The following is a 24,466-nucleotide window of genomic DNA, read 5'->3' as shown; positions in this document are numbered from 1 at the left end:
CACGCGTTTTTGGGGGGACGCATGGGACAGACACAGGACCCGAGAGCAGTAGTCGCGGGGCTCCTCGATGACGCCCGGTTCCTCGGCTCGTGTGCGGAGCGGGACATGGGCGCGGTGTTCCGGATGCTCAACCACCGTGGCATCAGCACCCGTCGCATCGCGGCGGCCGTCGACATTACCCAGGGGCGGCTCTACGACTACATGAACGGCAAGAGCCGGGTGGAGAAGCTGACGCTGTTCGAGCAGGTCGCGGACGCCTTCCACATCCCGGGTCATCTGCTCGGCCTCGCCCGCCGGTCGTGGGAGCCCGCTATCGAGGCGCAGCCACAACAGCCTCAACCGCCGCCGAACGGGGACGACCTGACGGCCATGAACTCCTTTCGGGCAGCCGACCGGCAGACCGGCGGAGGTCGGCTCTACGGGGCTGTGGTCAGGCACCTACAGGACCGTGTCGCCCCGCGTCTGGTCGACCTCTCCAGCGGCTCTGGCGTGTTCGCCGCTGCTGCGGCTCTGACCGAGATGGCGGGGTGGATGGCGCACGACGGTGGGCGGGACAGTGATGCGGTGGGGCACTTCGGCCGCGCTCTCGCACTCGCGCAGACCGGCGGGGATCTACCGCTGGCCGCACACGTCGCCGCGTCTCTCAGCCACATCGTCCTCCAGGGCGACGACGCACCGGGCGCCGCGCGCTGGGCTCAGACCGGTCTCGACCTCGCCGGCCGAGGCACGCGGATTCCTGCTTTGGCGTCTCGCCTGCACACGATGCAGGCGCGGGCCATGGCGGCAGGGAATCAGAACACTGCCGCCCACCGGGCCCTCGACCGGGCTCGCCGCGACCTCGACGCCTCCGCCGACACCACACACCCGTGGCTGAGCCCCTTCGATCGCGGGCGCCTGGCGAGCGAGGCCGCGTTGGTTCTGGTCGACCTCGGCGAGTACGACGAGGCCCTTGCCGCCGCCGAGGAGGCCGTGGCACTACGGGACGCTGGGCGGGCTCGGTCCCTCGCCCTGGCGCGGATCACGCTCGCCGACATCCATGTCCGCCGAGGTGATCTCGACGCCGCCTTGGACGTCGGCCATGACCTGCTCGCCACCAGCCCCACCCTCGGCTCCGTCCGCGTCGTCCAGCAGCTTGACGACCTCCGGGCCCTTCTGGAGCCGCACAAGAGCTATGGGCCGGTGCGGGAGTACCTGGTGAGATTCGGCGACGCGCGGAGGACCAGAATGCTCCTGCTCGCAGATCTGATCCCGTCACCGGGAGGCACGCGCCAATGACGCCGAAGCCCACACCCGCCGACCCCGACGCCTGGAACGCCTACCTCGCCGAGGGCAACGCCAAGCAGCCGCGCAAGCGTGTAGCGGCAGATGTGCTGCTCCGGGATGCGGCGGGGCGGGTATTGCTCGTAAACCCGACCTACAAGCCTGGTTGGGACCTTCCCGGTGGCATGGCCGAGGCGAACGAACCGCCGGAACAGACGGTCGTGAGGGAGCTGCACGAGGAACTGGGCCTGGACGTCGTCGTGGGCGCGCTCCTGGTGGTCGATTGGGTGGCTCCTCATGGGCCGTGGGACGACCAGATCTCGTTCATCTTTGACGGTGGTGTGGTCGACGTGGAAGGGGAGCTGAAACCCCACGACGAGGAGCTGTCGGAGGCAAGGTTTTTCGATCTCGCCGAGGCCCGCGGGCTGCTGCGGGGTCGGATGTGGCGGCGGCTGACACAGGCGGTCCGCGCCCTGCGGGAGGGGCGGCCGCTGTACCTGCGCGACGGGCATGAGGTCTAAGGCTGTCCAGCAAATGGTCGGTGGGGCTGCACTAGTTGCTCAGCGGATACTCGCGAGTCTCCGATGTGGTAGCTGGGCAGCCTGCGGACGTCCCTTTCGGCACTACCCTCCGTCCATGACAAGCGCCCACGACTTCATGCCTCAGCCACCGCCCGCAGACGAGGGCGTCCTACGGATACGTGTGGACCCCGGGGGCTCTTTCGGTGAAGTCAAACTACGGACCACCCCAAACCTCGCCCCCGAAATGCTCGCCGTTCTCCAGGAGCTTGGGGCCGACGCCAGTTATGGCGCCGAGTTCGGCATGGACCCGGGGCAACTGCTGATCGTCGCCCTGATGATCCCTGACAGCGGTGCCTGGATAACCCTACGGACTGCGATCGACGCCATCGCTGGTCGACATCAGGGCACGCGCATCCGCATCGAGCTCGGCGACCGGGCCGTAGAAATTGAGGGCAAGAGCACGGCGGACATGGAGCTCCTCCTCACCCAGGCCCGCGAGATGTTCGAGTCAGACGCGCAGGAGTGGCAGCGGATTAGCGGCGGAGACGGAGACGGAACGGCAGAGTGACCGTCAGCCTTCGCCATGACGGGGAACACGTGGGCTCCCGAACTGGTCTTTGGCGACGCCCAGGAGACACGAAAGCCCCCGTCGGCCGAATCGACTCCGGGGCGAGGGCTTTCGAGTGTGGGGTCAGCGGAAGAGCTGGATCAGCGCGTGGATGGCCCTGGGCTTGTGGACAACTTCGTCGCTTGTGCCGGGTTCGTGTCGGGCTTGGGCTCGGGGGTGGGGGTGGGGCGGAGCCCGTGCGCGGCTGCTGCGCAGACCAGGGTCGCTGCCGCGGCCAGGGTCTCGAAGGCGAAGGCGTAGCCGTCGGGTGTGGGGGAGGCGGTGGCGGTGGTCGTGCGGGAGTGGGCCGCCGAGGTGACGAGGGCGACGCTGAGGGTGGGGCCGGCCAGGATCGCGGCGTTCACGAGCGCTCCGGCCAGGGCCGTCTCGCTGTCCGCCGCGCCGGCCACCGCCGCCACCACTGCCGCCGACATCAGCAGTCCGATGCCCGCGGCGACGACGACCAGACCCAGCAGGACGGCCGGGGTCGAGGCGGTGCGGATGCCGAGGCCGCCGATCAGGTACAGGCCGGCTGCGATCGTCGCCGTACCGCCGACGGCGACCGTACGTGGGCCCCGGCGGGCGACGAGGGCGCCGGCGACGCTGCCGACGGCCAGCAGTACGGCGGTGTACGGCAGGAACGCCTCGGCGTTGCGCAGGGCCGAGTAGGCGCGGGTCTGCTGGAGGTACAGGGCGAGCAGGAACGCGGTGGCCGCGCCCGCGCCCGGGGCGAACAGTGCGCACAGCAGGGCCGTGGCGCGGGTGCGGGAGGCGAGGAAGCCGAGGGGGAGAAGGGGGGCTTGTGCTCGGCGTTCGGCGGCTGCGAAGGCGGTGAGGAGGAGGGCGCCGCCGGTCAGTAGGGCCAGGACGGGGGCCGACGACCAGCCGTACGGGCTCGCCAGGGCGCAGCCGCAGCCGAGCAGGGTCAGGGCGGTGGTGCCCAGCAGGGCGCCGAGCATGTCCACCGGTACGGGCCGCGGGGGCGGGCCGTGGGGGAGGAGTCGGTTGGTGACGGTGAGGGCAAGGGCGGCCGCCGCGGCCAGGAGCGCGAAGCTCCAGCGCCATGACGCCCAGGTCACCAGGGCTCCGCTGAGCAGGATGCCGAGTGAGGCGCCGAGGCTGGCGAGGAGTCCCCACAGCGCGGTGGCGGAGGCGCGGGACCTGCCGTCCGGGAAGACCGTGCGCAGCAGGGCCATCGCGGCGGGGGCGGCCAGGGCGGCGCCGCAGCCCTGGAGGAAGCGGGCGGCGACCAGGGTCCAGGGGGCGGAGGCCGGAGCCAGGGCGGCGGCGAGGGAGGCGGTCGCGAAGAGGGTGGTGCCGAGGGTGAAGACGGGGCGGCGGCCGTGGCGGTCGGTGAGGCGGCCGCCGAGGAGGAGCAGGCCGCTGAAGGCCAGGCCGTACGCGGCGCTGTCCAGGACGAGGTCCGTGCGGGTCAGGTGCAGCTCGCGTTGCATGGCGGGGCCGGCGGCGAAGGTGACGGAGACGGAGGCGTTGAGGGTGAGGTGGACGGTGGTGAGTACGGCGAATGGTCGGCGACCGGGCCGTGCGCGCGGCTGGGTCGGCACGGGTGGGGTGTCGTCGTCCATGGCGGGGAGTCTCGCAGTGGGGGTGCTTGGGCCGGGGGGATGAGGGGACAGTCCGTCAGGTCGGGGGATATGGGTGTGCCAGGTCGAGCGGCGCTGCGGTGGCCGTGGGGTGGGTGCGCTTTAAGGCACTGGGGGAGGCACGACTGCCCGCAGCTACGGCGGCAGACGGGCAGCACCGACCGCAGCTACGACGGGCGGAAGGGCACCCGCAGCTACGCCAGCGATGTTCCTACGGCACCAGCACCACCCTTCGGCCGTGTAGTTCGCCCTGCTCCAGGCGGTGGTGGGTGGTGGCCGCGGCTGAGAGGGGGGCGGGTTCGAGGTGGCGGGGGTGGAGGTGGGCTGTGGGGAGGAGGCGGTTGAGGGTGCGGGCGGCTTCTGCCAGGTCGGTGGTTGTGGCGTGGGAGATGACGAAGCCGGTGAGGGAGCCGTCCTTCATGTAGAGGGGGCCGGCGGGGAGCACGGGGCGGGTCCGGGTGCCGGCCAGGAGGATGATGCGGCCGCGTGGGGCCAGGGTGGACACGGCGGTGGTCAGGTCGTTGGTGCCGGAGGTGTCCAGGTTGACGTCGACGCCGGACGGGCATGCCTCGGCGATCCGGCGCGGCAGGTCGGGGTCGCGGTAGTCGAGGACGGTGTCCGCGCCCAGGGAGGTGCAGTACTCGGCGTCGCGTGCCGCGGCCGTGGCCACGACCCGGGCGCCGGCCTCCACGGCCATTACGACCATGGCGCTGCCCACGTTCCCGGCGGCGCCGCCGATCAGGACGGTCTCGCCGGGGCGGACCCGGCCGTGGGTGAACAGGCCGAGGTGGGCGGTGGCTCCGGGGTGGAGGACGGCGACGGCCTCGACGGGGTCCACGCCGTCGGGGAGGTGGTAGAGGCGGTCGGCGGGGACGACGGCCAGCTCGGCGGCGGAGCCCTGGCGTCCGCCGTGGCCGAGGCTGTTGCACCACACCCGGTCCCCGGGCACGAAGCCGGGCGCGCCCGGACCGGCCGTGACGACGGTGCCGACGAGGTCCCGGCCGATGACGAAGGGGAAGTCGACGGGGGTGCGGAACACTCCGGACCGTACGAAGGTGTCCACCGGGTTCACCGACACCGCCTCGACCGCGACCAGGACGTCCGTCGGCCCCGCGACCGGCGCGGGCAGTTCGCCGTAGCGGATGTTCTCCGGTGGGCCGAGTTCCTCGATGAAGGCTGCACGCATGCGTGGCCAGCTCCCTTGAAGTTGCCGAAGGATCGGGAGAACGTGCCGAAGGGCCGCACGGGGGACGGAGCGGCCCTTCGGAGTCTGTGGGGGCGGCGGGCATCAGCCGCCGTTCAGGTCGCCGCGTCGAGCACCCTGCGGTCGCGGATCCGCTTGCCGAGGGCCTCCAACAGGCCGCGCAGCAGTTCGATGGTGGACTCGTCGGTCAGGTTGCCGGTCTCGTCGAAGCGCTCGTGGGCGCGGAAGATCTGCAGCTCCGGCTTGCCGACGACGTCGGACTCCGTCCACAGGAACATCTGGCGCAGCGACAGCTGGGCGCGCACCGTGCCGAAGTTGGTCGGAGCGGCACCGGCGATGGCGATCGGCTTGCGGGTCAGCGAGGAGTTGAGGCCGGGCCGGCTGGCCCAGTCGAGGGCGTTCTTGAGGGGCCCGGGGATGCCGTAGTTGTACTCGGGGGTGGCGATGAACAGGCCGTCGGCCTCGGTGATCCGGCGGCGCAGGTCGGCCACGGGGGCCGGGGGCGTGTCGGTCTCGAGGTCCTGGTCGTAGAGCGGGATGTCGCGCAGCCCGTCGTAGATCTCGACCGTCATGTCCCCTGGGGCGAACTTCTGCGCCGCGCGCGCCAGGGCGCTGTTGTACGAAGCGGAGCGCAGGCTCCCGGAGATGGCCAGGATCTTGAGCTCGGACATGGAGCGGTCCTTCCGCGGTGGGGTCGTTGGCTCTGAGGTACGGCCAGGAGTCTGCTGGTCGGATGCCAGGGGCGGCCATCCGGGGCGGACGACTGTGTCAGCTTGGACTCAAGCGCCGCCGTGCGCGGGGCACTTGCCCTGGAGCAGGGCTTGGCGTATTAATGAACCGAAATAATGAACTGAACCGTTCAGTTCAGAGGATCCCCCCAGAGATCCGGTCCAGAGATCCGGTCCAGAGATCCGGTCCAGGGATCCCGTCCAGATGATTCGGTCCAGAGAAGGAAGAGAGGCCGCCATGCGGGTCACCACGCGCACCACCACCGCCAGCCCCCGCTCCGTCACCGCCGTCCTCCCGCATGCCCGCACCTACGAGTGCGAGGGGTTGCCGCCGGTAGCGCTCGACTCCCCCGTTCCCGTGGTACGCACGCTGGAGGGGTCGACGTTCAAGGTCCTCGCCGGGTCCGCGTTCGGGGTGCGCGGGCCCTTCGACCCGGAGGTGGCGGTGATCGTCGTACACGCTTCCCTGGCTCCGGGGGACTCCGCCGATCTGCCCGCGCCCGCCGGGTACGGCGCCACCGTGTATGCGCTGACCGGCAGCGCCTCGGTCGACGGTCAGGGCCTCGCCGACGGGGAGGTGGCGGTGCTCGGCGACGACGGTACGGCGGTACGGGTCACTGGTGGGCCCATTGGCGCGGACCTGGTCTTCCTGGCGGGGGAGGCGATCGAGGTGCCGCGGTAGGCCGTCGGGCGGCTGAGGTCCGTCGTGGCTGGTTGCGCAGTGCCCCGCGCCGCTGTCCCTCAGACCCCGTAATACCCCAGGAACATGTCCACTCCCCCCTCCACCAACCGCCCCGCCAGCTCCTCGCTCATGTCCGTGCCGTACGAGCCGTAGACCAGGTGCGGGGAGAGGACCAGGCCGGACAGCTGGAGGACGGCCAGTTCCATGTCGGGGATGCGGAGCAGGCCGCGTTCGTCGAGGCGGCCCAGGGCGCGGGCCAGGGCCGCGTGCTGGCGGGCCGGGCCGCGCTGCTGCCAGACCTCGCCGAGTGCGGGGAAGCGGCGGTGCTCGCCGGCGATGACGTCCCGCAGGGCGAGCACATCGGGCGCGGCCAGGCCGGCCACCCAGGCGTGGCAGGCCGCCAGCAGGTCGGTGCGTACGTCGTCGGACTCGGCGAGCCGGGCCAGGATCAGCGACTCGGAGGCGCCCAGCGCCTCGTCGAGGGTCTGGCCGATCACGGCCGTGAAGAGGTTCTCCTTGCTGCCGAAGTGGTTGTAGATGGTCACCTTCGACACGCCCGCCTCGGCGGCCAGCAGGTCCACGCCGGCGCCGAAGCCCTCCCGCAGGAAGACCCGGTGCGCGGCCTCCAGAATGGCCTGCCGCTTACGCGCGGCCCGCGCCCCGGACGGGGCCGACACGCCTTTCACGCCGTCCGCCCTCGCCCCGTCCGCCACCCGGCCGGACGCGCTCTTGCCTGCGGGCATCGCCACTCCTCCGTACTCGTCTCCGCGCTCAGTGTAGGGACCTGACGACCGACCGTTGCACTGCAACTGAACCGAACTGTATAGTTCAGTTCAGCGGCCCCGCACACCGCATCACACATCGCCGCGTCGCACGTCACCGCGCCGCATGTCACCACTTCGCACGTCACCGTCATCGCTTCCCCACGGAGGTCACCGTGACCACGCACACCCAGAGCACCCCGGACACCATCGGCACCACCGCTCCCCTCTTCTCCTCTCGCGCCGAGATCACCGTCCAGGCGAGCCCCGATCAGGTCTACGCGGTCGTCAGCGACCTGCCGCGCAGCGGCGAATGGAGCCCCGAGTGCCTCGGCGGCAGCTGGGTGACCGGCGCGCCGGGCGCCGTCGGCTCCGTCTTCCGGGGCGAGAACGAGCGCGCCGAGGACGTCGTCGCCTGGGCGCCCGTGGTGCGCGGCCGCTGGACCACCCACGCAGAGGTGGTCGCGGCCGAGCCGGGCCGCACCTTCCGCTGGGCGATGCACAACAGCGCCGGCCAGAAGCAGGAGAGCGTCTGGGGCTTCGACATCGAGCCCGACGGCGACGGCTCCCTGCTCGTGCACCACTTCCGTATGGACGGCCCCACCGAAGGGATCCGCGGCATCACCGCGGAGATGGACGAGGACGAGAAGCGGCGGTTCTTCGCCGAGTGGGGCGAGAAGGTCGCCGGCGACCTCGCCGAGACGCTGCGCCGCATGCGGCCGGTCATCGAGAAGAGCAACTGAGCGCCCCCAAAGCACTCAAAGCGCTCAAGGCCAGAGCACTCAAAGCACTCAGGCGCACTCAGAGACCCCTCAGACCCACCACCCCTCCCCCACCACCACCCAAAAGGCAGGCCACCCATGCTCCTCCAGCGCATCGGCAACCAGGGAATCCGCCTCGGCACCCTCTTCGAGCGGGCCGCGGCCAAGCACCCGGCCAACGTCATCGTCCTCGACCACGACCTCGACATCGCCCCGGACCTCGGACGCCGTACGACGGTGGCGGAGGTCGCCGACCTGATCGACGACATCGCGGGCCGGCTGTGGGCCGCGGACGTCCGGCCCGGCCGCCGGGTCGTCGTGCACAAGTCGGACGGCTTCGACATCACTCTGCTGGCCTGCGCGATCGTCCGCGTCGGCGCCGTACCGGTGATGCTGTCGCCGAAGCTGGACGGCGCGACGGTCGCCGAGCTCGTCCGGCGCACGGACCGGCCGTTCCTGCTCACCGACCAGACCAAGCTGGACACCGAACTGCCCGCCGAGGTCTTCGAATCGGCGGAGCGGGTGCTGCTGGCCTCCGGTGAACACCCGGACGCGCTCACGCTCGCCTCACTGGCCGGCAGTCCACGCGTCCCGGCGGTGACCATGCCGCCGGATCATCCGACCCTGGTCACCCACACCTCGGGCACCACCGGCATCCCCAAGCTGGCCGTGCACACCGGGCACACGCTCCAGGCCCGCTACCGGCCGCAGGCGGCCATCACCGCCCCCCTGCTGCGCGGTCGCGAGACCATCGCGATGCATGTGTCCTTCGTGCACTCCCGGCTGATCACCGCGCTGGCGATATCCCTCTTCCGCGGCTATCCGATCCTCGTCCTCGTCGACTCCGACCCGAAGCAGACCGCCGACCTGTTCGCGCGGATGCGGCCGGGCATCCTGGAAGCGCACCCCAACACCTTCATGGAGTGGGAGGAGCTGGCCGAGGACCCGCGCGGGCCGCTCGCCCACGTCAAGCTGTTCAGCAGCACCTTCGACGCGATCCACCCGCGCACCGTGCACCGGCTGCTGGGCGCCACCCGCCGCAAGGGCGCCGTGTTCGGCCAGCTGTACGGGCAGAGCGAGATCGGCCCGGCGGTCGTGCGCTGGTGGTCCCGCAGCGGACGCGGGGTGTGCACCGACGGGCGCTGTGTGGGCCGGCCCTTCCCCGGTATGACCGACGTCCGCGTGGTCAGCCGCGACGGGCGGCCGCCGACCGCGGACAACCCCGGTTACATCGAGGTCCGCAGCGACGGCCGCATCGTCACCTATCTGGGGGAGCAGCAGCGCTACGACGCCCAGGTCAACGACGGCTGGTGGCGCATGGGCGACGTCGGTTTCCGCACCAGGTGGGGCTGTGTGCACCTGCTGGACCGCGAGGTCGACCTGATCGAGGGCTTCGGCTCCACCCTCGCCACCGAGGACGCGCTGTTCTCCCGGCTGCCCGAGCTGGCCGAGGTGATCATCATCCCCGGCGAGGACGGGCGCGCCGTACCGGTGGTGTGCACCAAGGACGACGTACCGCTCGACCCGGCGGCGTGGCGGCGCGCGGTCGCGGACCTGCCGCCGATGGCGGAGCCGGTGCAGTGGCGCAAGGAGGAGCTGCCGCAGACGGCGACCACGAAGATCAAGCGTCTCGAACTGGCCCGCATCCTCGCCGCGGGCCCGGTCTCCGAGGAGGTCGGCGCGTAATGGCCCGCATCGTCATCGTCGGCGGCGGTATCGGCGGACTCGCCACCGCGCTCGCCGTCACCCGGCGCGGCCACCGGGCCGTCGTCCTGGAGCGCGCCGACCGGTTCGCCGAGATCGGCGCGGGCATCCAGCTCGCCCCCAACGGACTGCACGCGCTGGACCGCCTCGGCCTCGGGGACACCGTCCGCGACACGGCCGTACGGATGGCCGAGCTGCGGTTCATGGACGGGGTGACCGGCGAGCACGTCACCAGCATGCCGCTCACCGAGACGTACCAGGAGCGCTTCGGCAACCCGTACGTCGTCGTCCACCGCGCCGAGCTGCACACCGCGCTCCTTGACGCCTGCCGCGCCCGGCCCGACCTCGTCGAACTGCGCAGCGGCTGCGCCGCGGAGGGCTACGAGCAGGACGCCTCCGGTGCCTCCGTGATCCTGGCGGGCGGTGAGCGCGTCACCGGCGACGCGGTGATCGGCGCCGACGGCATCCACTCGTCGATCCGCCGGCAGCTCGTCGGCGACGGGGCGCCCCGGATCTCCGGGATCACCGTCTACCGCGCGGTCATCCCCATGGAGCGGGTCCCGGCCCGGATGCGCCACGAGACCGCGGTGACCTGGTGGACCGGCCCCGGCTGCCACTTCGTGCACTACCCGATCGCCGGCGGCCGCTATCTCAACCTGGCCGCCAGCAGCGACAACGGCGAGACCCGCGCCCTGGCCTCGGTGCCGGTGTCCGGTGAGACCGTGCACGACGAGATGGCCGCGCTGGGCGCCGACGCGCAGCGGCTGCTCGCCCTCGGCGACGGCTGGAAGTCCTGGGTGCTGGTCGACCGCGACCCGGTCGACACCTGGTCCGACGGCCGGGTGGTGCTCCTCGGCGACGCCGCCCACCCGATGCTCCACTACGTCGCCCAGGGCGCCTGCCAGGGCCTGGAGGACGCGGTCGTCCTCGGCGACCTGCTGGACTGCGGCGCCGACGAACTCCCCCAGCGCTTCGAGAAGTACACCGCCGAGCGCCGCGAACGCACCGGGCGCGTCCAGCTGCTGGCCCGCGAGTCCATCCGCCTGTGGCACGCCGCCGGCAGCGGCGCCGCCGCCCGCAACGCGGCCCTGTCCGCCCTCACCCCCGACGAACTCCACGACCACGTGGCCTGGATGCACGGCGCGCGCGTCGGCGACCGGAACGGAGAGAAGTGATGAGCACGATGGACCAGAAGGACCCCGGCACGCTGGAGATCTGCATCATCGGCGCCGGCCCGCGCGGCCTGTCCGTGCTGGAGCGGCTGTGCGCCAACGAGCGGGCGCAGCCCACGCACACCGCGGTCACCGTGCACGTCGTGGACCCCTCGGCGCCCGGCGCGGGCCGGGTGTGGCGGCCGGACCAGTCCCGGCACCTTCTGATGAACACGGTGGCGTCCCAGATCACCGTCTACACCGACGACAGCGTCACCACCGAGGGCCCGGTGGAGCCCGGCCCCAGCCTCTACGACTGGGCCCGCGCCCTCACCGACACGGCCGCCGACGGCGACTTCGACGAGGACGACGAGTGCGACGCCACCACCCTGGAGGAGGCCCGCAGACTCGGCCCCAACACCTATCCCACGCGCGCCTTCTACGGCCGCTACCTGCACGCGCAGTTCATGCGGGTCGTGGCCGGCGCCCCCGGGCACGTCACGGTCCGGGTGCACCGCTCCCGCGCCGTCGCGATGGCCGACACGCACGGGGTGCCCGGCGGTCCGCAGGGCGTCCGGCTGGAGAACGGCACCCGGCTGAACGACCTGGACGCGATCGTGATGGCGCAGGGCCACGTCCCGGCCCGCCTCACCCCGCGTGAGGCGAAGACCGCGAGCCTCGCCCGTATCCACCACCTCACCTACGTCACCCCCGCCAACCCGGCCGACCTGGACCTCACCTCGGTCCAGCCGGGCCAGACGGTGCTGCTGCGCGGGCTCGGACTGAACTTCTTCGACCACATGGCCCTGTTCACCGTGGGCCGCGGCGGCGCCTTCGTCCGCGACGACACCGGCAAGCTGCTGTACATCCGCTCCGGGCAGGAGCCGCGCATGTACGCCAGCTCGCGGCGCGGCATCCCGTACCACGCCCGTGGCGAGAACGAGAAGGGCGCCTACGGCCGCCATCTGCCGCGCCTGCTCACCCCGGAGGTCATCGAGGGCCTGCGCACCCGCTCGGCGAACGGCGAGGGCATCAGCTTCTCGGCCGACCTGTGGCCGCTGATCTCCCGCGAGGTGGAGAGCGTCTACTACGGCACCCTGCTCGCCTCCCAGGGCCGGGGCGCCGAACGGGACGACTTCACCGACCGGTTCCTCTCCCTCACCGAGGCGGCCGACCGCGACGCCCTGCTCGACGCGTACGGCCTCGCCGCCGAGGACCGCTGGGACTGGGACCGGCTGTCCCGGCCGTACGGCGACCGGGAGTTCACCGACCGGGCGGACTTCCGCGCCTGGCTGCTCGCCTACCTGGAGAAGGACGTCGCCCAGGCCCACGCCGGCAACGTCAACGGCCCCCTGAAGGCCGCCCTGGACGTCCTGCGCGACCTGCGCAACGAGATCCGGCTCGTCGTCGACCACGGCGGCCTCGACGGCGACTCCCACCGCGACGACCTCGAAGGCTGGTACACCCCGCTCAACGCCTTCCTCTCCATCGGACCGCCCGCCTCCCGCATCGAGGAGATGATCGCCCTCATCGAGGCCGGGGTGCTCGAACTCACCGGCCCCGGCACCGAGATACGCATCGACACCGTCTCCGGCGACCACGCCACCTTCGTCGCCCAGTCCAAGGACGTGCCCGGCTCCCCCGTCCGCTCCTACGTCCTCATCGAGGCCCGGCTGCCCGAGCCCGACCTGCGCCGCACCGACGACCCGCTGCTGCGCCACCTCCTCGACACCGAGCAGTGCACCACGTACCGCATCCGCGGCACCGGCGGCACGGCGTACGAGTCCGGCGGCCTCGCCGTCACCGAGCGCCCCTACCGCCTCCTGGACGCCCGCGGCCGCGCCCACCCCCGCCGGTACGCCTACGGCGTCCCCACCGAGTCCGTGCACTGGGTGACCGCGGCCGGCATCCGCCCCGGCGTCGACTCGGTGACCCTCGGCGACTCCGACGCGATCGCCCGCGCGATCCTCGCCCAGCCGCCCACCGCCCTGGTCCCCACCGGCGTCCGCCCGACCCCGGCCGAGACCGACCTGACGGGGGTGCTGGTGTGACGGCGCCACCACCGGACAAGAGGCCGCCGTACGAGGCCGGAAGGACTTACGAAGCTCAGGGGGCAGACGAGATCAGGCGGGCCGACCAGATCCATGGGGCCGCCCAGGTCCGGGGGGCCGATCAGGTCCGGGGGGCCGACCAAGTCCAAGGGACCGACCGGCTCCGGGGCGCCGGCCAGGTCCCAGGGGCTGACCAGGTCCGAGGGCTGCAGGAGACCGAAGGGGTGCACGAGATCAAGAGGGCGTACGAGGCCCTGGGGGCGCACGAGGTAGAGGCGGGCGCCCGCCCCCAGGCCACCCTCCCGGACGGCACCCCCCTCGCCGACAGCGGGCTCCTCTCCCCGGTGCGCGCCGGCACCCCCGTGGAGGCGGCCACGTCCGATCTGGCCTGGCTGCAGGCGATGCTGGACGCGGAGGCGGCGCTGGCCCGGGCGCAGGCGGAGCTGGGGACGCTGCCGGAGTCGGCGGCGCGGACCGTCACGCGGCTCGCCCGTGCCGAGCTGCTCGATCCGCGTCAACTGGCCCTGGAGTCACGGGAGACCGCGAACCCGGTCGTGGGTCTGGTGCGGGCGCTGACCCGGGTGGTCGCGGCGGAGGACCCGGCGGCGGCGGAGTACGTGCACCGGGGCTCGACGAGCCAGGACGTCCTGGACACGGGCGCGATGCTGGTGGCGCGCCGGGCCCTGCTGCTGATCCGGGCCGATCTGGCCCGGACGGCCCGCGCGCTGGAGGGGCTGGCCGCGCGCCACCGGGACACGGTGATGGCGGGCCGCACCCTGGCCCTCCAGGCGGTACCCACCACGTTCGGTCTGAAGGCGGCCGGCTGGCGTGAGCTGGTCCTGGACGCCGACCGCAGGATCGCCCGCGTCCTCGACGGCGGCCTGCCGGTGTCCCTGGGCGGGGCGGCCGGCACCCTCGCCGGATACCTGGAGTACGCCCGCGTCGACGGCGCGGGCCGCCAACCGGACCCCGGCGCCTACCTGGACCGCCTGCTCGACGCCTACGCGGCCCAGACGGGCCTCGCCCGCCCCGCCCTCCCCTGGCACACCCTGCGCACCCCGATCGCCGACCTGGCCTCGGTCCTGGCCTTCACGGCGGGCGCCCTGGGCAAGCTCGCGGTGGATGTGCAGTCCCTGGCCCGCACGGAGGTGGCGGAGCTGGTGGAACCCCAGGCACCGGGCCGGGGCAGTTCCTCGGCCATGCCCCACAAGCGCAACCCGGTCCTCAGCACGCTGATCCGCAGCGCGGCCCTCCAGGTGCCCGCGCTGTCGGGGGCGTTGCAGGGCTGCATGCTCTCCGAGGACGAACGCTCGGCCGGCGCCTGGCACGCGGAATGGCTGCTGCTGCGGGAGTGCCTGCGCCTGGTGGGCGGCGCGACCCACACGGCGGTCGAACTCGCCGAGGGACTCCAGGTCCGCCCGGACCGGATGCGCGCCAACCTCTCCCTGACCGGCGGCCACATGGCCTCGGAACGCGTGGCGGCGGTCCTGGCCCCCGCCCTGGGCAGGCTCCCCGCGAAGGACCTCCTGACGAAGGCGACGGCACAGGCGGAACACGAGGTCCGCCCCCTGCACGAAGTCCTGGCGGAGAACCCGACGGCCGCCACCCACCTGAACCCGGCGGAACTGGCGGCGCTGTGCGACCCGGAGGCGTACACGGGCGCGGCGGGCCCCCTGGTGGACCGGGTCCTGACGGCGCCGACAGGGCCGTGAGGGGTCAGGCGGTCGGAGCGGGACGGGACCCCGGCCGCCGCCCGCCGGCCAGGCGGACCAGGGCACCCAGGGCGAGGGCGTTGACGTACGCGCCGCCCGCGAGCGCCACGTAGAAGGGGATGTCGGTGGGGATCCCGTCGAGCGCCATCAGGAGCGGCAGGCTGAACGGGGCGGTCAGCATGAGCGGCACGACGTACGCCATGGAGGCGTCGGGGTGGGTCACGAAGTGCTCGTCGTAGACGGCGAGCAGGACCGTGAGCGCCACGACGGCCAGGTACCCCCGGGACACCCAGTTGTTGACGCCGAGACCGAGCACGGTACGGATGCGGTGAGGGAAGCCCATGGTGTTCTCCGATGGTCGGCGGTGGTCGTCGGTGGAGGAGCCGATCACCACGATCCCGGGCCGGGGGGAGCGCGGCATGAGTCGCGGTACTCAGAAACGCGCAGAAACGCCGGTGGCCCCTACCCAGGGGCCACCGGCATGATCCGAGCTGTGCGCTTCAGGACGACACGGGCTCCTTGGCCGGGGACGGCTCGGCCGGGGACGGGTCCTCGGCCGGCGTCTGCGCGTCGGCGCGGCGGAAGTTCAGGGCGATGAGGAGGGAGGCGGCCATGGCGCCCGCCGCGACCAGGACGGCGGTGCGCAGGCCGTCCGTGGTGGCCGTGCGCGCCGCCTCGCCGGTGGCTCCGTCACCGGTGACGGCGTTGGCCACGGCGACGAGGAGCGCCAGGCCGACGGCACCGCCGACCTGCTGGCCGGTGGAGACGAGGCCGGACGCGATGCCCTGCTCCATCGGGTCTACGCCGGACGACGACGCGGCGAACATGCTGGTGTAGAGGGCCCCTTGGCCGAGGCTGAGCACGATCAGGCCCGGCACCAGGGCGACGTACGAGCCGTTCGGGTCCATCGGCAGGGCCAGCATCAGGGTGCCGCCCGCGCCCACGACCAGGCTGCCGAGGATGGTGTTGCGGGTGCCGAACCGGGTGGCGAGGCGGCCGCCGAGCGTGGAGCCGACCAGACCGGCGACCATGGGCACCAGGAAGGCCACGCCGGTCCTCAGGGCGCTGTAGTCGTGCACGCTCTGGAAGTAGACGGTCAGGAAGTACAGCAGCGAGCCGAAGGTCGCCATGAACATGAACGTGGTGGCCACACCGGTGGACAGGTTCCGGTTGCGGAACAGCCGCAGCGGCATGAGCGGTTCGGCGCTGCGGGACTCGATCACCAGGAACGCGGCGAGCAGCAGCAGCCCGGCCGCCGCCGCGCCCAGCACCGTGGTGGACAGCCATCCGGACTCCGGGCCCTGGACGAGGGAGAAGACGACCAGGGTGGCGCCCGCGGTGCCGGTCAGCGCGCCCGGCAGGTCGAAGGAGCGGCCCGCGGGGCGCGCGCCGTCCGCCGGGATCAGTACGAAGGCCAGCGCGATCGCGACCACCGCCAGCGGCACATTGACGTAGAACACCGACTCCCAGCCGAGCGCCTGGGTCAGGACGCCGCCGAGCAGCGAGCCGACGACCATGCCGCTGGCCCCGGCGCCGGCCCACACCGCGAGGGCGCGGTTGCGTTCGCGGCCCTCCGTGAACGAGGTGATGACCAGGGACAGGGTGGCGGGGAAGAGGAACGCGCCGCCGAGACCCTGCACGCCGCGCGCCGCGACCAGGAGTTCGGGGGCGGTGGCCAGGCCGCCGAGCAGCGAACCCGCGCCGTAGAGGGCGAGTCCGAAGACGAAGATGCGGCGGCGTCCGAGCAGGTCGGAGGCGCGGCCGCCGAGCAGCAGGAAGCCGCCGAAGATCACCGCGTAGGCGCTGACCACCCACTGGAGCGTCTGGGCCGAGAATTCAAGGCTGTCGCCGATCTCCGGCAGGGCCACATAGACGATGTTGTAGTCGAGGGATGTGATGAGCTGGGCCAGCGCGAGCAGCGCCAGCGTGAGAGCCGGGCGACGCCGGGACGCACCCGGATTCTCGGACGTCATGAGGGTCTTCCTTTCCGTACGCGAAATCCGTACATGAAATCCGTACACAAAATGGGCGGGGCCGGACATGCACGGCCCCGCCCATTCGGTGGGATATGTGGGTCGGTCGGTTTCAGGACTGGTAAATGAACTCCTGGACCAGCTTGGTGAATTCGGCGGGCTTCTCGTACACCACCACGTGACCGCTCTCCAGCTCGGCGTACTGGCTGTTGTCGATGGCGGAGTGCAGCTCGCGGGCGTTCCCCACGGGGACCGTGTTGTCCAGGGAGCAGCCGATGACCAGGGTCTCGGCCTCGATCTTCGGCAGCAGGTCGCGGATGTCGACGCGCAGGTTGAGGTCGATGTGGCGCAGGGCGCCCTCGCTCGGCTGGTTGCCCGAGATGATGCCCTCGAGCTGCTCGCGGCCGACCCCGTTGAGGAAGCCCGGGCTGAACGCGGTCATCGTGCCGAAGCGGCCGAACGCGTCGGCGTTGTCGGCGAGCGAGCGCCACACGGTCATGTGGTTGCGCAGGTACTCGTCGTCGGGCCCGGCCCAGCCGGCCGTGAGGACGAGGCGGCGCACGAGGTCGGGGCGGGTGGCCGCGACGGTGGCGGAGATGACGGCGCCGAGGGAGAAGCCGACGAGGTCGACCGGGCCGTTGCCGGCGTCCTCGATGACCCCGATCACCTGCGCCGCGAGCCGCTCCACGGTGAGCTCGCCGCCGTCGTCCTCGGTGGCTCCGCAGCCGGCCAGGTCCGGCAGCAGCACGGTCCTGCGGTCGGCGAAGGCGTCGGCCAGGTGTCCCCACGTCCCCTCGGCGCCGAAGCCGGTGCCGTGGACGAAGAGGACACCGGTGCCGGATCCGCGTACCTGGTAGTCCACGCGGGCCTCGCCCGCGGACACGATGGGCATGTGTCTCCCCTTACTTGCGCCTGTGCGCCAATGACGGTCACTCATTGCGCGGCACTACCGGGAACGGGCCGATGTGCGCGCCTTCGAAAACGGTAGGGGGAGCATCGCGCGGACGAGAACGCCGACCGGACAGTCTGTCAGGTCGCTTCCCTTGCCCGGAAATTCACGGGCGGAAACAGCTGACAGACTATCCGGCGGACCCTGACCGAAAACCGACGGGTGCAGTCTAATCGGGACCGGCGGCAATCCGCCGCGAATTCCCTCTTTGCGACAACTGCATATCCAAGGATGGTATTTCATGGCTCACGGCCAGATGATTGCGGGGGACCCGCCGGCCGCTGCCGTCGAGGACTTCCGTTCGCCACCGCCCGACCGGTCGCCCTCCGGCCTCTCCCGGCTCCCCTCCCTGACCGGACTGCGCTTTCCGGCCGCGCTGTTCGTCTTCCTGTACCACGCGGCGCTGCCGATCCCGGCGCTGCGGCTGCTGGAGGACGACGCGGCGGTCGGGGACTTCTACAAGTTCGCCGGGCAGGCGGGCGGTCTCGGCGTCACCTTCTTCTTCGTCCTCAGCGGCTTCGTCCTGACCTGGTCCGCCCGCGAGAAGGACACGGCGCGGGCCTTCTGGCGCCGCCGGTTCGTGAAGATCTACCCCAACTACGTGATCGCCTGGGCGCTGGCGCTGGTGCTCTTCGCCTCCGCCTACACCCCGGTCGGGACCTCGGTCGCCAACCTGCTGATGGTGCAGGTGTGGTCGCCGGAGTTCAACACGTACTTCAGCGTGAACCCGCCGAGTTGGTCGCTGGGCGCGGAGGCGTTCTTCTACGCCGCGTTCCCGCTGCTGCACGCCGGCTTCCGGCGCATCGACCCCGCCCACCTCAAGTACTGGATCGCCGGCGCCATGGCCGCCGTCATCGCCACGCCGACGCTCGCCTACGCCCTGCTGTCGGACACCCCCGGCATCCCGGGCGGCGAGGAGAGCTCGGTGGTGCAGTACTGGGTCACCTATGTGCTGCCGCCGGTCCGCATGATGGACTTCGCGCTCGGCATGCTGGTGGCGCACGCCGTCCGGGCCGGCCGCTGGCGGAACATCGGCATGATCTGGTCGTCGCTGCTGCTCGTGGGCGGCTATGTGCTGACCGCGTACGTGCCGTACCTGTACGGGCAGCGCGCCACCTGCATCATCCCCGTCGTGCTGCTGATCGCGGCCGCCGCCACCGCGGACGTGGAGAACCGCTTCACGCCGTTCCGCAACCGGGCGATGGTCTGGCTCGGCGAGATCTCGTTCGCCTTCTACCTGCTGCACTTCATCGTCCTCGCCTACGGACGCGAACTGCTCGGGGACCGGATGTTCTCGCCGGTCGCCACGACCCTGCTGCTGGTCGCCTCCACCGCCGTCACCGTCGTCCTGTCCTGGGCGCTGTACGCCCTGGTGGAGCGGCCGATCACCCGCCGCTTCTCGAAGCCGCGGCGCCGCACCCGTCCCGCCGACGTCAAGGAGTGACTGATGTCCCCCGCACAGATTCTGGTCACCGGCGCCACCGGCCAGGTGGGCCATGAGGTCATGGCCCAGCTGACCGAGCAGGGCATCGCGGTCCGCGCCGGTGCCCGCAGCCCCGAGCGGATCCGGGGCGGCGAGACCGTCGAGGCGGTGACGGTCGACGTCACCCGCCCCGAAACGCTGAGCGCGGCCCTCGCCGGCGTGGAGAAGGTCTTCCTGTACGCCTTCCCGCAGGGCATCACCGGCTTCCTCGACGCCGCACGCGAGGCCGGCGTGAAGCACATCGTCCTGCTGTCGTCGCAGACGGTGTCCGACGCCTTCCCCGGGCAGGAGCCGATCGTCGAGATGCACCGCGCGGCGGAGGCGGCGGTCGTCGACTCCGGCATCGCGTACACGTTCCTGCGCCCGCACAACTTCGCCACCAACATCCTGATGTGGGGCTGGCCGGAGAGCATCAGGGCCGAGGGCAAGGTGCGCTTCCCCTACCCCGAGTCGCACAGCGACGTCATCCACGAGAAGGACATCGCGGCGGTCGCCGTGAAGGCGCTCACCGAGCCCGGGCACGAGGGGAGCGGCTACTTCATCAGCGGGCCCGAGTCGGTGACGCAGCGCCGCCAGCTGGAGATCATCGCCGAGGTCACCGGCCGGCCGCTGGAGTTCGAGGAGCGCACGCCGGAGCAGGCCCGTGCGGACCTGGGCGAGATCGTGCCGCCGTGGGTGGCCGACGCGGTGTTCAGCTACTGGGCCCACTCCGACGGCGTCCCGACCCATCTGTCGGACACGGTGGAGAAGATCACCGGGCGGCCCGCGCGGACCTTCGCCGAGTGGGCGGCCGATCACGCGGCGGACTTCACCGCCTGACACAGCACTCACGGGTGAGGGGGACGGACCTGGCCAGGTCCGTCCCCCTCACCCGTTGCGTGCCGCCCGCCGTGCGGCTCAGCGCACGGCCGGTTCGACGTTGTACGTCACCCGGAACAGGTTCTCCGGGTCGTGGACCGCCTTCACCCGCGCAAGCCGCGCGTGGTCCCCGGCCGTGTACGCCGTACGCACCCGCTCGGCGCCGGTGTCGTCCATGCCGAAGAAGTTCACGAACGCCCCGCCGGTGCTCCACGGGCGCATCGCGCCGTACAGCCGGTCGTGCGCGGCACGCACCTCCGGCAGCCGCCCGGGTTCCAGGATCGAGGTGGAGAACAGCAGGAAGCCCGCGTCCCGGCCCGCCACCGCGTTGGCCACCCGGGGCGGCCGCGCGTAGGCCCCGCCGTGGTGCCGCAGCTCCAGGAAGTAGGGGGCGTCCGCGTCCGGTCCGGCAAGGCCCAGCAGGGTGTCGACGGCGGCGGGGTCCAGGTCGCGCAGCGCCGCGTTCCTGTCGTACGCCGCCACCGGGTCCGGCGGCTCGTGGTGGATGGAACCCACCTCCGGGTACGGCATCCGGCGCACGGTGTCCTGGAGGACCGGGCCGACCGCGCGCAGCGGACGGACCCACCGCTCACCCTCGGCGGGGTCGCCGCACCAGGCGATGCGGATGTGGGTGACGTGCCGGCCGCGCAGCGCCTCGGGCAGCACCGGCAGATCCGGGTAGCGGATCAGCTGGACGGAGGAGGACATCTCCTCGGGCACGGACGCGGTCCACTCGGCGTAGGCGTGCAGCGCGGCGGCCGACTCCCCGGCCCCGAAGTACAGGCCGCCGCCGTACAGTTCGGCCACCGGGAACAGGTCGATCTCCATCGACACGACGACGCCGAAGTTCCCCTTGCCGCCGCGCACCGCCCAGAACAGGTCGGGCTCCTGCTCGGCGGTGGCGGTGCGCAGCCGCCCGTCGGCGGTGACGACGTCCAGGCGGCGCACATGGTCGGCGGCGTAGCCGTGGCGGCGGCCGAGCAGGCCGATCCCGCCGCCGACGGTGTAACCGACCGCGCCGACACCGGGGTTGGAGCCGTTGAGGGGCGCCAGACCGTGCGGGGCCGCCGCCGCCACGACGTCCTGCCAGGGGGTGCCCGCGGCGACGGTCGCGGTCCTGCGGTCCGGGTCGACGCGTACCTCCCTCATCCGGCGGGTGCTGATCATCAACGCGCCGTCGGCGGACCGGGAGATGCCGTGGCCGGTGGCCTGGACGGCGACTCCCAGACCGGCCTGGCCCGCGTACCGGACGGCCGCGCGCACATCCTCCGGGCCGGTCGCGCCGACGACGACGGCGGGCCGGTGATCCAGGGCCAGGTTGTACCCGAGCCGCTCCTCGTCGTAGCCCTGCTCGCCGGGCCGCAGCACCGGTCCGGACACCTGGAGCGCCGGGAGCGCTGTTTCGCTGTGAAGAGGCACGGTCAGTCCAATTCGTAGGGGCGGGTCATGACTTCGAGGCTGTGGCCGTTGGGGTCGTCGAAGTAGACCCCGCGGCCCCCGTACCAGTCGTTGATCCGGCCGGGGTGCCGGTGGAAGGGATCCGCCCAGTACGGCAGGCCACGGGCCTGGACGCGGGCGAAGATCTCGTCGAACTCGGCGTCGTCGACGAGGAAGGCGTAGTGCTGCGAGGTGATCTCCCCGGGCACGGCGTGCACGTCGAGGGACACCTCGTTGGAGAGCTCGACGACCAGGAACGGCCCGTAGTGGCGGGGTGGCTTCAGACCGAGGATCTCCACCAGGAAGGCGGCGGTGGCGTCGCGGTCGCGGGCGGACAGGATCGTGTGGTTGAGACGGATGGCCATGGTGTGGCTGCCTTCGGTTCGGCGGTGGAAACACCCCTGACCCCGCGCCGTCGGCACGGGGTCAGGGCGGACAGGGGAAGCTGTCCGGTCAGTCACGGATGACGGTCTTGGTGCGCATCAGGAACTCGGCGAGGTACCCGTCGTGCGGGACGCCGGGCCTGATCCAGTAGGTGGGGTGGTCACCGAGGTAGACGTTGCTGATCGTCGGCTCTTCGAGCAGGGCGTCGACGAGCCTGTCGTCGCCGGTGAATGCGGTGAGCACCAGGCTGTTGCGCAGCGGGCCGGTGCCGTCCGCGGGCGACCACGGGGCCACCCACACGCACGGGAAGGGCAGTTCGACGCCCGCCTGGCGGGCGTCCGGCCGGTCCAGCTCGTGCACGGCGGGGCGCAGCACGGCACCGCCCCCGGGCAGTTCCTCGACGATGCCGTCACCGCCGAGGTGGGCGACGGTGCCCTTCGCCTGGGCGAGCAGATACTGCTCGACGGCGCGGGCGCTCTGCACCGGCTGCACCGCCAGGACCGCCTTCTCGTCCTCGGGCGGCAGGCTGGGAATGCCGGCGAGCCGCTCGGCGATGGCGGCCGCGAGCGGCGCCGGGTCGCCCTCGACCAGGACCGCCGTGGCGTTGATGCAGGCGACACCGCCCTGGTGGCTGATGGAGCCGACGATGGTGTCGAGATGGTCGCGCCAGTCGGTGTCCGCGGTGACCAGGATCTTCGAGCGGCCGGGCCCCTGCGGCAGGACATCGCTGCCCGCGTACTTGCGGACCACGTCGTCACCGCCGTACACCAGCCCCAGGTCGGCACCGCGCAGGATCTCGTCCGCGGCGTCGTGGTCGGTGGGCAGCAGGACGACCTGGTCGTCGCCGAAGCCCGCCAGGCGCAGCGCGCTGATCAGGCGGTGCGGGGTGAACGGCTCCCGCCGCGAGGGCCGTACGGCGACCCGGTAGCCGAGGGCCAGGGCCTCCAGCCACAGCGAGTGCGGGCCGGGGTGGTTGCCGGCCGCGTGCACGGCGAAGACGTTGCCGCGCCGCGTCCACACCGCGCTGCCCTGCCGGGTGAGCGGGTCGCGCCAGTCGCCGACGGCCCCGGCCGGGCGCGGCTGGCGCACGATGTACTCGGCCTGCTCGGCGGCCTCCGCGATCGCCGCGGTGGCGGCCCGCACCACGGACAGGGGTACGCCGGAGACGCGGGCCACGGTCCGCTCGTACTCGGCGAAGGACAGCCCGCCGATGACCTCCTCGGTGAAGATCCGGGCGGCCCGGGCGAGGGCGGCGAGCCGCTCGGCGGCGGGCAGCGACTCGGCCCGGTGCAGGGCGGTCATGGTGCGGGACACGAACAGCTTGGGCACCAGGCCGAGTTCGGCGACCGGGGTGCCGCGGACATCGGTGACGGTGGTGCGCTTGCGGGCGCGGAAGGTCCCCTGCGGGCCGAGCGCGTCCAGCTCGATGAGGCCGGCGGTCATCGCTAGTACACCCCCTCGATCACGGTCTCGTTGTCGAACTCCTGCACCGGCGCGATGTCCGCGACCGAGTCTCCGGTCTGCGCGGACCCGGGGGCCGGGCGGCAGCGGGTGGCGTAGTCGCGCTCCAGGTTGTTCGGCATGAGCAGGCTCTTGCTGACGTGGTGCATGACGACCTGGCCGCGCTCGCCGTACTCCACGACGCCGCCCGTCTCCGGGTCGATGACGGAGAACGTCATGTACGGGGAGTACGGGTCGTAGACACAGGGCTCGTCGTCGGTCAGGCCGGGGCGCTCGCTGGCGTTGCCGAGGATCATCGTGGAGCCGTAGCCGCTGTACAGCTTCGCCTCGGGGAAGACCTCGGTGCGGTACAGGTGGCGGGTGTCGGCGTCCATCTGGGTGCCCACCCAGTTGATCGCGCGGACCTTCTCCTCGATCAGCTTGGCGAGGTCGTCGCGCTGGGCGAGCCGCTCCAGGACCGGCGGAGTGCACATCAGCACGCCGATGTCCTGGGTGCGCAGCAGATACGCCACCTGGTCGACGATGTGCTCGGCGTACGCGCCCGCCTCGGCGCCCTTGCCGTCGGCGATGAGCTTCTTCACCCAGCGCGGGTCCAGGTCGACCGTGAACGCGAGGCCGCCGCGGAACGCCGTCTGCTGCTTGATGACGTCACCCACCATGTGCGGCCCGGTCGGCGCCACGACCAGCCAGTTCACGCCCTGCGGCACATCGTGCGCGTCCAGCTGCGCACTGCTCCAGGCGAGCAGCCTGTCCAGCCAGTCACGCAGCAGGACGATCCGCTTGGGCGCACCGGTGGTCCCGCCGCTCTCATAGACACCGACGACATCGGGGCGGTCGCCGTACCCGCGCGGTATGAGGTCCTCGGCACGCACGTCCCGCAACTGCGAGGCGAAGTTCGGAAAGCGGGTCAGGTCCGCGAACGTGCGGATGTCGGTCAACGGATCGAAGTCCAGCGACTCGGCCCGCTCCAGCCAGAACGGCGAGCCGGTCTCGGGCGAGAAGTGCCACCGCATGGCGGCACGCAGAAACTCCTCGGGGTCTGGCTGGGCATCGAAGGGGAGATCAAGGACGCGGTCGGCGGCGGTCGGCACGGGATTCCTTCCTCAGGGTCAGCGGGTTTAGGGGCGCGGGGAACTGCGCGATCAGCCACGACGGCGCGGCAGACGAACAACGAC

General features: G+C 72.0%; 22 protein-coding genes. 11 read left to right on the top strand and 11 right to left on the bottom strand.

The window, feature by feature from the left end:
- Positions 1 to 21 precede the first annotated feature (21 nt).
- From ACH5AC_RS06215 to ACH5AC_RS06205, 3 genes are all read left to right on the top strand, one after another.
- Entirely contained in the window at positions 22 to 1,275 is a 1,254-nt protein-coding gene (locus ACH5AC_RS06215) for a helix-turn-helix domain-containing protein (RefSeq protein ID WP_398860475.1), read from the top strand.
- Positions 1,272 to 1,781 (top strand): NUDIX domain-containing protein, encoded by a 510-nt coding sequence (locus tag ACH5AC_RS06210; RefSeq protein ID WP_398860474.1) that lies wholly within the window; start codon positions 1,272 to 1,274, stop codon positions 1,779 to 1,781. The genes ACH5AC_RS06215 and ACH5AC_RS06210 overlap by 4 nt, the downstream gene beginning before the upstream one ends.
- 115 nt (positions 1,782 to 1,896) lie before the next feature.
- Positions 1,897 to 2,349 carry a hypothetical protein gene (locus ACH5AC_RS06205; protein WP_398860473.1) on the top strand — a complete coding sequence of 151 codons (453 nt, stop codon included), beginning with the start codon at positions 1,897 to 1,899 and terminating at the stop codon, positions 2,347 to 2,349.
- 140 nt (positions 2,350 to 2,489) lie between these two features.
- Here the strand turns inward: ACH5AC_RS06205 and ACH5AC_RS06200 are convergent, their stop codons facing one another.
- The 3 genes from ACH5AC_RS06200 to ACH5AC_RS06190 form a co-directional block, all read right to left on the bottom strand.
- Positions 2,490 to 3,974, bottom strand: coding sequence for an MFS transporter (locus ACH5AC_RS06200; protein ID WP_398860472.1), 1,485 nt, complete (start codon positions 3,972 to 3,974; stop codon positions 2,490 to 2,492).
- Positions 3,975 to 4,203: 229 nt separating this feature from the next.
- On the bottom strand, positions 4,204 to 5,178 hold the full coding sequence (locus tag ACH5AC_RS06195) for an NADPH:quinone reductase (protein WP_398860470.1): 975 nt from the start codon (positions 5,176 to 5,178) through the stop codon (positions 4,204 to 4,206).
- A gap of 113 nt (positions 5,179 to 5,291) precedes the next feature.
- Positions 5,292 to 5,867 (bottom strand): NADPH-dependent FMN reductase, encoded by a 576-nt coding sequence (locus tag ACH5AC_RS06190; RefSeq protein WP_398860469.1) that lies wholly within the window; start codon positions 5,865 to 5,867, stop codon positions 5,292 to 5,294.
- Positions 5,868 to 6,162: 295 nt separating this feature from the next.
- On the opposite strand from ACH5AC_RS06190, the gene ACH5AC_RS06185 reads away from it, so the two are divergent.
- Complete coding sequence (locus ACH5AC_RS06185) at positions 6,163 to 6,606, top strand: pirin-like C-terminal cupin domain-containing protein (protein WP_398860468.1); 444 nt, start codon at positions 6,163 to 6,165, stop codon at positions 6,604 to 6,606.
- Between the two features lie 59 nt (positions 6,607 to 6,665).
- On the opposite strand, the gene ACH5AC_RS06180 is transcribed toward ACH5AC_RS06185, so the two are convergent.
- Positions 6,666 to 7,349 carry a TetR/AcrR family transcriptional regulator gene (locus tag ACH5AC_RS06180; RefSeq protein ID WP_398860467.1) on the bottom strand — a complete coding sequence of 228 codons (684 nt, stop codon included), beginning with the start codon at positions 7,347 to 7,349 and terminating at the stop codon, positions 6,666 to 6,668.
- Between the two features lie 194 nt (positions 7,350 to 7,543).
- Here ACH5AC_RS06180 and ACH5AC_RS06175 point away from each other — a divergent pair, with 194 nt between their 5' ends.
- The 5 genes from ACH5AC_RS06175 to ACH5AC_RS06155 all read left to right on the top strand — a co-directional run bounded on the left by ACH5AC_RS06175 (position 7,544) and on the right by ACH5AC_RS06155 (position 14,746).
- Positions 7,544 to 8,110 (top strand): SRPBCC family protein, encoded by a 567-nt coding sequence (locus ACH5AC_RS06175; protein ID WP_398860466.1) that lies wholly within the window; start codon positions 7,544 to 7,546, stop codon positions 8,108 to 8,110.
- A gap of 117 nt (positions 8,111 to 8,227) precedes the next feature.
- Positions 8,228 to 9,814: an AMP-binding protein gene (locus ACH5AC_RS06170; RefSeq protein WP_398860465.1), complete on the top strand. Its 1,587-nt coding sequence runs from the start codon at positions 8,228 to 8,230 to the stop codon at positions 9,812 to 9,814.
- Positions 9,814 to 11,007 carry an FAD-dependent monooxygenase gene (locus ACH5AC_RS06165; protein ID WP_398860464.1) on the top strand — a complete coding sequence of 398 codons (1,194 nt, stop codon included), beginning with the start codon at positions 9,814 to 9,816 and terminating at the stop codon, positions 11,005 to 11,007. Before ACH5AC_RS06170 ends, ACH5AC_RS06165 begins: the two co-directional genes overlap by 1 nt.
- Positions 11,007 to 13,034 (top strand): FAD/NAD(P)-binding protein, encoded by a 2,028-nt coding sequence (locus tag ACH5AC_RS06160; RefSeq protein WP_398860463.1) that lies wholly within the window; start codon positions 11,007 to 11,009, stop codon positions 13,032 to 13,034. Before ACH5AC_RS06165 ends, ACH5AC_RS06160 begins: the two co-directional genes overlap by 1 nt.
- A 344-nt stretch (positions 13,035 to 13,378) precedes the next feature.
- Complete coding sequence (locus ACH5AC_RS06155) at positions 13,379 to 14,746, top strand: adenylosuccinate lyase family protein (RefSeq protein ID WP_398860913.1); 1,368 nt, start codon at positions 13,379 to 13,381, stop codon at positions 14,744 to 14,746.
- 4 nt (positions 14,747 to 14,750) lie between these two features.
- Here ACH5AC_RS06155 and ACH5AC_RS06150 read toward each other — a convergent pair whose 3' ends face one another.
- The 3 genes from ACH5AC_RS06150 to ACH5AC_RS06140 all read right to left on the bottom strand — a co-directional run bounded on the left by ACH5AC_RS06150 (position 14,751) and on the right by ACH5AC_RS06140 (position 17,611).
- Complete coding sequence (locus ACH5AC_RS06150) at positions 14,751 to 15,167, bottom strand: SCO4225 family membrane protein (RefSeq protein ID WP_398860462.1); 417 nt, start codon at positions 15,165 to 15,167, stop codon at positions 14,751 to 14,753.
- Between the two features lie 79 nt (positions 15,168 to 15,246).
- A complete protein-coding gene (locus ACH5AC_RS06145; protein WP_398860461.1) occupies positions 15,247 to 16,719 on the bottom strand; it encodes an MFS transporter in 1,473 nt (490 codons plus the stop codon).
- Between the two features lie 112 nt (positions 16,720 to 16,831).
- Positions 16,832 to 17,611 carry an alpha/beta fold hydrolase gene (locus tag ACH5AC_RS06140; protein ID WP_398860460.1) on the bottom strand — a complete coding sequence of 260 codons (780 nt, stop codon included), beginning with the start codon at positions 17,609 to 17,611 and terminating at the stop codon, positions 16,832 to 16,834.
- A gap of 298 nt (positions 17,612 to 17,909) precedes the next feature.
- Here ACH5AC_RS06140 and ACH5AC_RS06135 point away from each other — a divergent pair, with 298 nt between their 5' ends.
- Together ACH5AC_RS06135 and ACH5AC_RS06130 are read left to right on the top strand one after the other, a co-directional pair.
- Positions 17,910 to 19,112 (top strand): acyltransferase family protein, encoded by a 1,203-nt coding sequence (locus ACH5AC_RS06135; protein ID WP_398860459.1) that lies wholly within the window; start codon positions 17,910 to 17,912, stop codon positions 19,110 to 19,112.
- A gap of 3 nt (positions 19,113 to 19,115) precedes the next feature.
- Positions 19,116 to 19,970 (top strand): NAD(P)H-binding protein, encoded by an 855-nt coding sequence (locus ACH5AC_RS06130; RefSeq protein ID WP_398860458.1) that lies wholly within the window; start codon positions 19,116 to 19,118, stop codon positions 19,968 to 19,970.
- Between the two features lie 78 nt (positions 19,971 to 20,048).
- Here the strand turns inward: ACH5AC_RS06130 and ACH5AC_RS06125 are convergent, their stop codons facing one another.
- From ACH5AC_RS06125 to ACH5AC_RS06110, 4 genes are all read right to left on the bottom strand, one after another.
- Positions 20,049 to 21,428, bottom strand: a complete 1,380-nt coding sequence (locus ACH5AC_RS06125) for an FAD-binding oxidoreductase (RefSeq protein WP_398860456.1) — start codon at positions 21,426 to 21,428, stop codon at positions 20,049 to 20,051.
- Positions 21,429 to 21,430: 2 nt separating this feature from the next.
- Entirely contained in the window at positions 21,431 to 21,811 is a 381-nt protein-coding gene (locus tag ACH5AC_RS06120) for a VOC family protein (protein ID WP_398860455.1), read from the bottom strand.
- A gap of 88 nt (positions 21,812 to 21,899) precedes the next feature.
- Positions 21,900 to 23,273: an aldehyde dehydrogenase family protein gene (locus ACH5AC_RS06115; protein ID WP_398860454.1), complete on the bottom strand. Its 1,374-nt coding sequence runs from the start codon at positions 23,271 to 23,273 to the stop codon at positions 21,900 to 21,902.
- 2 nt (positions 23,274 to 23,275) lie between these two features.
- The gene (locus ACH5AC_RS06110; RefSeq protein WP_398860453.1) at positions 23,276 to 24,382 is read right to left on the bottom strand and encodes a phenazine antibiotic biosynthesis protein; all 1,107 of its coding nucleotides are present in this window, start codon (positions 24,380 to 24,382) and stop codon (positions 23,276 to 23,278) included.
- Positions 24,383 to 24,466 lie beyond the last annotated feature (84 nt).

The sequence above is a fragment of the Streptomyces sp. NPDC018693 genome (assembly GCF_044391385.1).
In the GTDB taxonomy this organism is placed as follows: Bacteria; Actinomycetota; Actinomycetes; order Streptomycetales; family Streptomycetaceae; genus Streptomyces.
Note: the sequence above shows the minus strand (reverse complement) of the source record. Positions and strands in the feature narration are given on the sequence as shown.

Excerpts from the sequence above, each read along its gene's own strand:
- ACH5AC_RS06215 (WP_398860475.1), top strand. The coding sequence starts at position 22 with ATGGGACAGACACAGGACCCGAGAGCAGTAGTCGCGGGGCTCCTCGAT.
- ACH5AC_RS06210 (WP_398860474.1), top strand. The coding sequence starts at position 1,272 with ATGACGCCGAAGCCCACACCCGCCGACCCCGACGCCTGGAACGCCTAC.
- ACH5AC_RS06205 (WP_398860473.1), top strand. The coding sequence starts at position 1,897 with ATGACAAGCGCCCACGACTTCATGCCTCAGCCACCGCCCGCAGACGAG.
- ACH5AC_RS06200 (WP_398860472.1), bottom strand. The coding sequence starts at position 3,974 with ATGGACGACGACACCCCACCCGTGCCGACCCAGCCGCGCGCACGGCCC.
- ACH5AC_RS06195 (WP_398860470.1), bottom strand. The coding sequence starts at position 5,178 with ATGCGTGCAGCCTTCATCGAGGAACTCGGCCCACCGGAGAACATCCGC.
- ACH5AC_RS06190 (WP_398860469.1), bottom strand. The coding sequence starts at position 5,867 with ATGTCCGAGCTCAAGATCCTGGCCATCTCCGGGAGCCTGCGCTCCGCT.
- ACH5AC_RS06185 (WP_398860468.1), top strand. The coding sequence starts at position 6,163 with ATGCGGGTCACCACGCGCACCACCACCGCCAGCCCCCGCTCCGTCACC.
- ACH5AC_RS06180 (WP_398860467.1), bottom strand. The coding sequence starts at position 7,349 with ATGCCCGCAGGCAAGAGCGCGTCCGGCCGGGTGGCGGACGGGGCGAGG.
- ACH5AC_RS06170 (WP_398860465.1), top strand. The coding sequence starts at position 8,228 with ATGCTCCTCCAGCGCATCGGCAACCAGGGAATCCGCCTCGGCACCCTC.
- ACH5AC_RS06165 (WP_398860464.1), top strand. The coding sequence starts at position 9,814 with ATGGCCCGCATCGTCATCGTCGGCGGCGGTATCGGCGGACTCGCCACC.
- ACH5AC_RS06160 (WP_398860463.1), top strand. The coding sequence starts at position 11,007 with ATGAGCACGATGGACCAGAAGGACCCCGGCACGCTGGAGATCTGCATC.
- ACH5AC_RS06150 (WP_398860462.1), bottom strand. The coding sequence starts at position 15,167 with ATGCCGCGCTCCCCCCGGCCCGGGATCGTGGTGATCGGCTCCTCCACC.
- ACH5AC_RS06145 (WP_398860461.1), bottom strand. The coding sequence starts at position 16,719 with ATGACGTCCGAGAATCCGGGTGCGTCCCGGCGTCGCCCGGCTCTCACG.
- ACH5AC_RS06140 (WP_398860460.1), bottom strand. The coding sequence starts at position 17,611 with ATGCCCATCGTGTCCGCGGGCGAGGCCCGCGTGGACTACCAGGTACGC.
- ACH5AC_RS06135 (WP_398860459.1), top strand. The coding sequence starts at position 17,910 with ATGGCTCACGGCCAGATGATTGCGGGGGACCCGCCGGCCGCTGCCGTC.
- ACH5AC_RS06130 (WP_398860458.1), top strand. The coding sequence starts at position 19,116 with ATGTCCCCCGCACAGATTCTGGTCACCGGCGCCACCGGCCAGGTGGGC.
- ACH5AC_RS06120 (WP_398860455.1), bottom strand. The coding sequence starts at position 21,811 with ATGGCCATCCGTCTCAACCACACGATCCTGTCCGCCCGCGACCGCGAC.
- ACH5AC_RS06115 (WP_398860454.1), bottom strand. The coding sequence starts at position 23,273 with ATGACCGCCGGCCTCATCGAGCTGGACGCGCTCGGCCCGCAGGGGACC.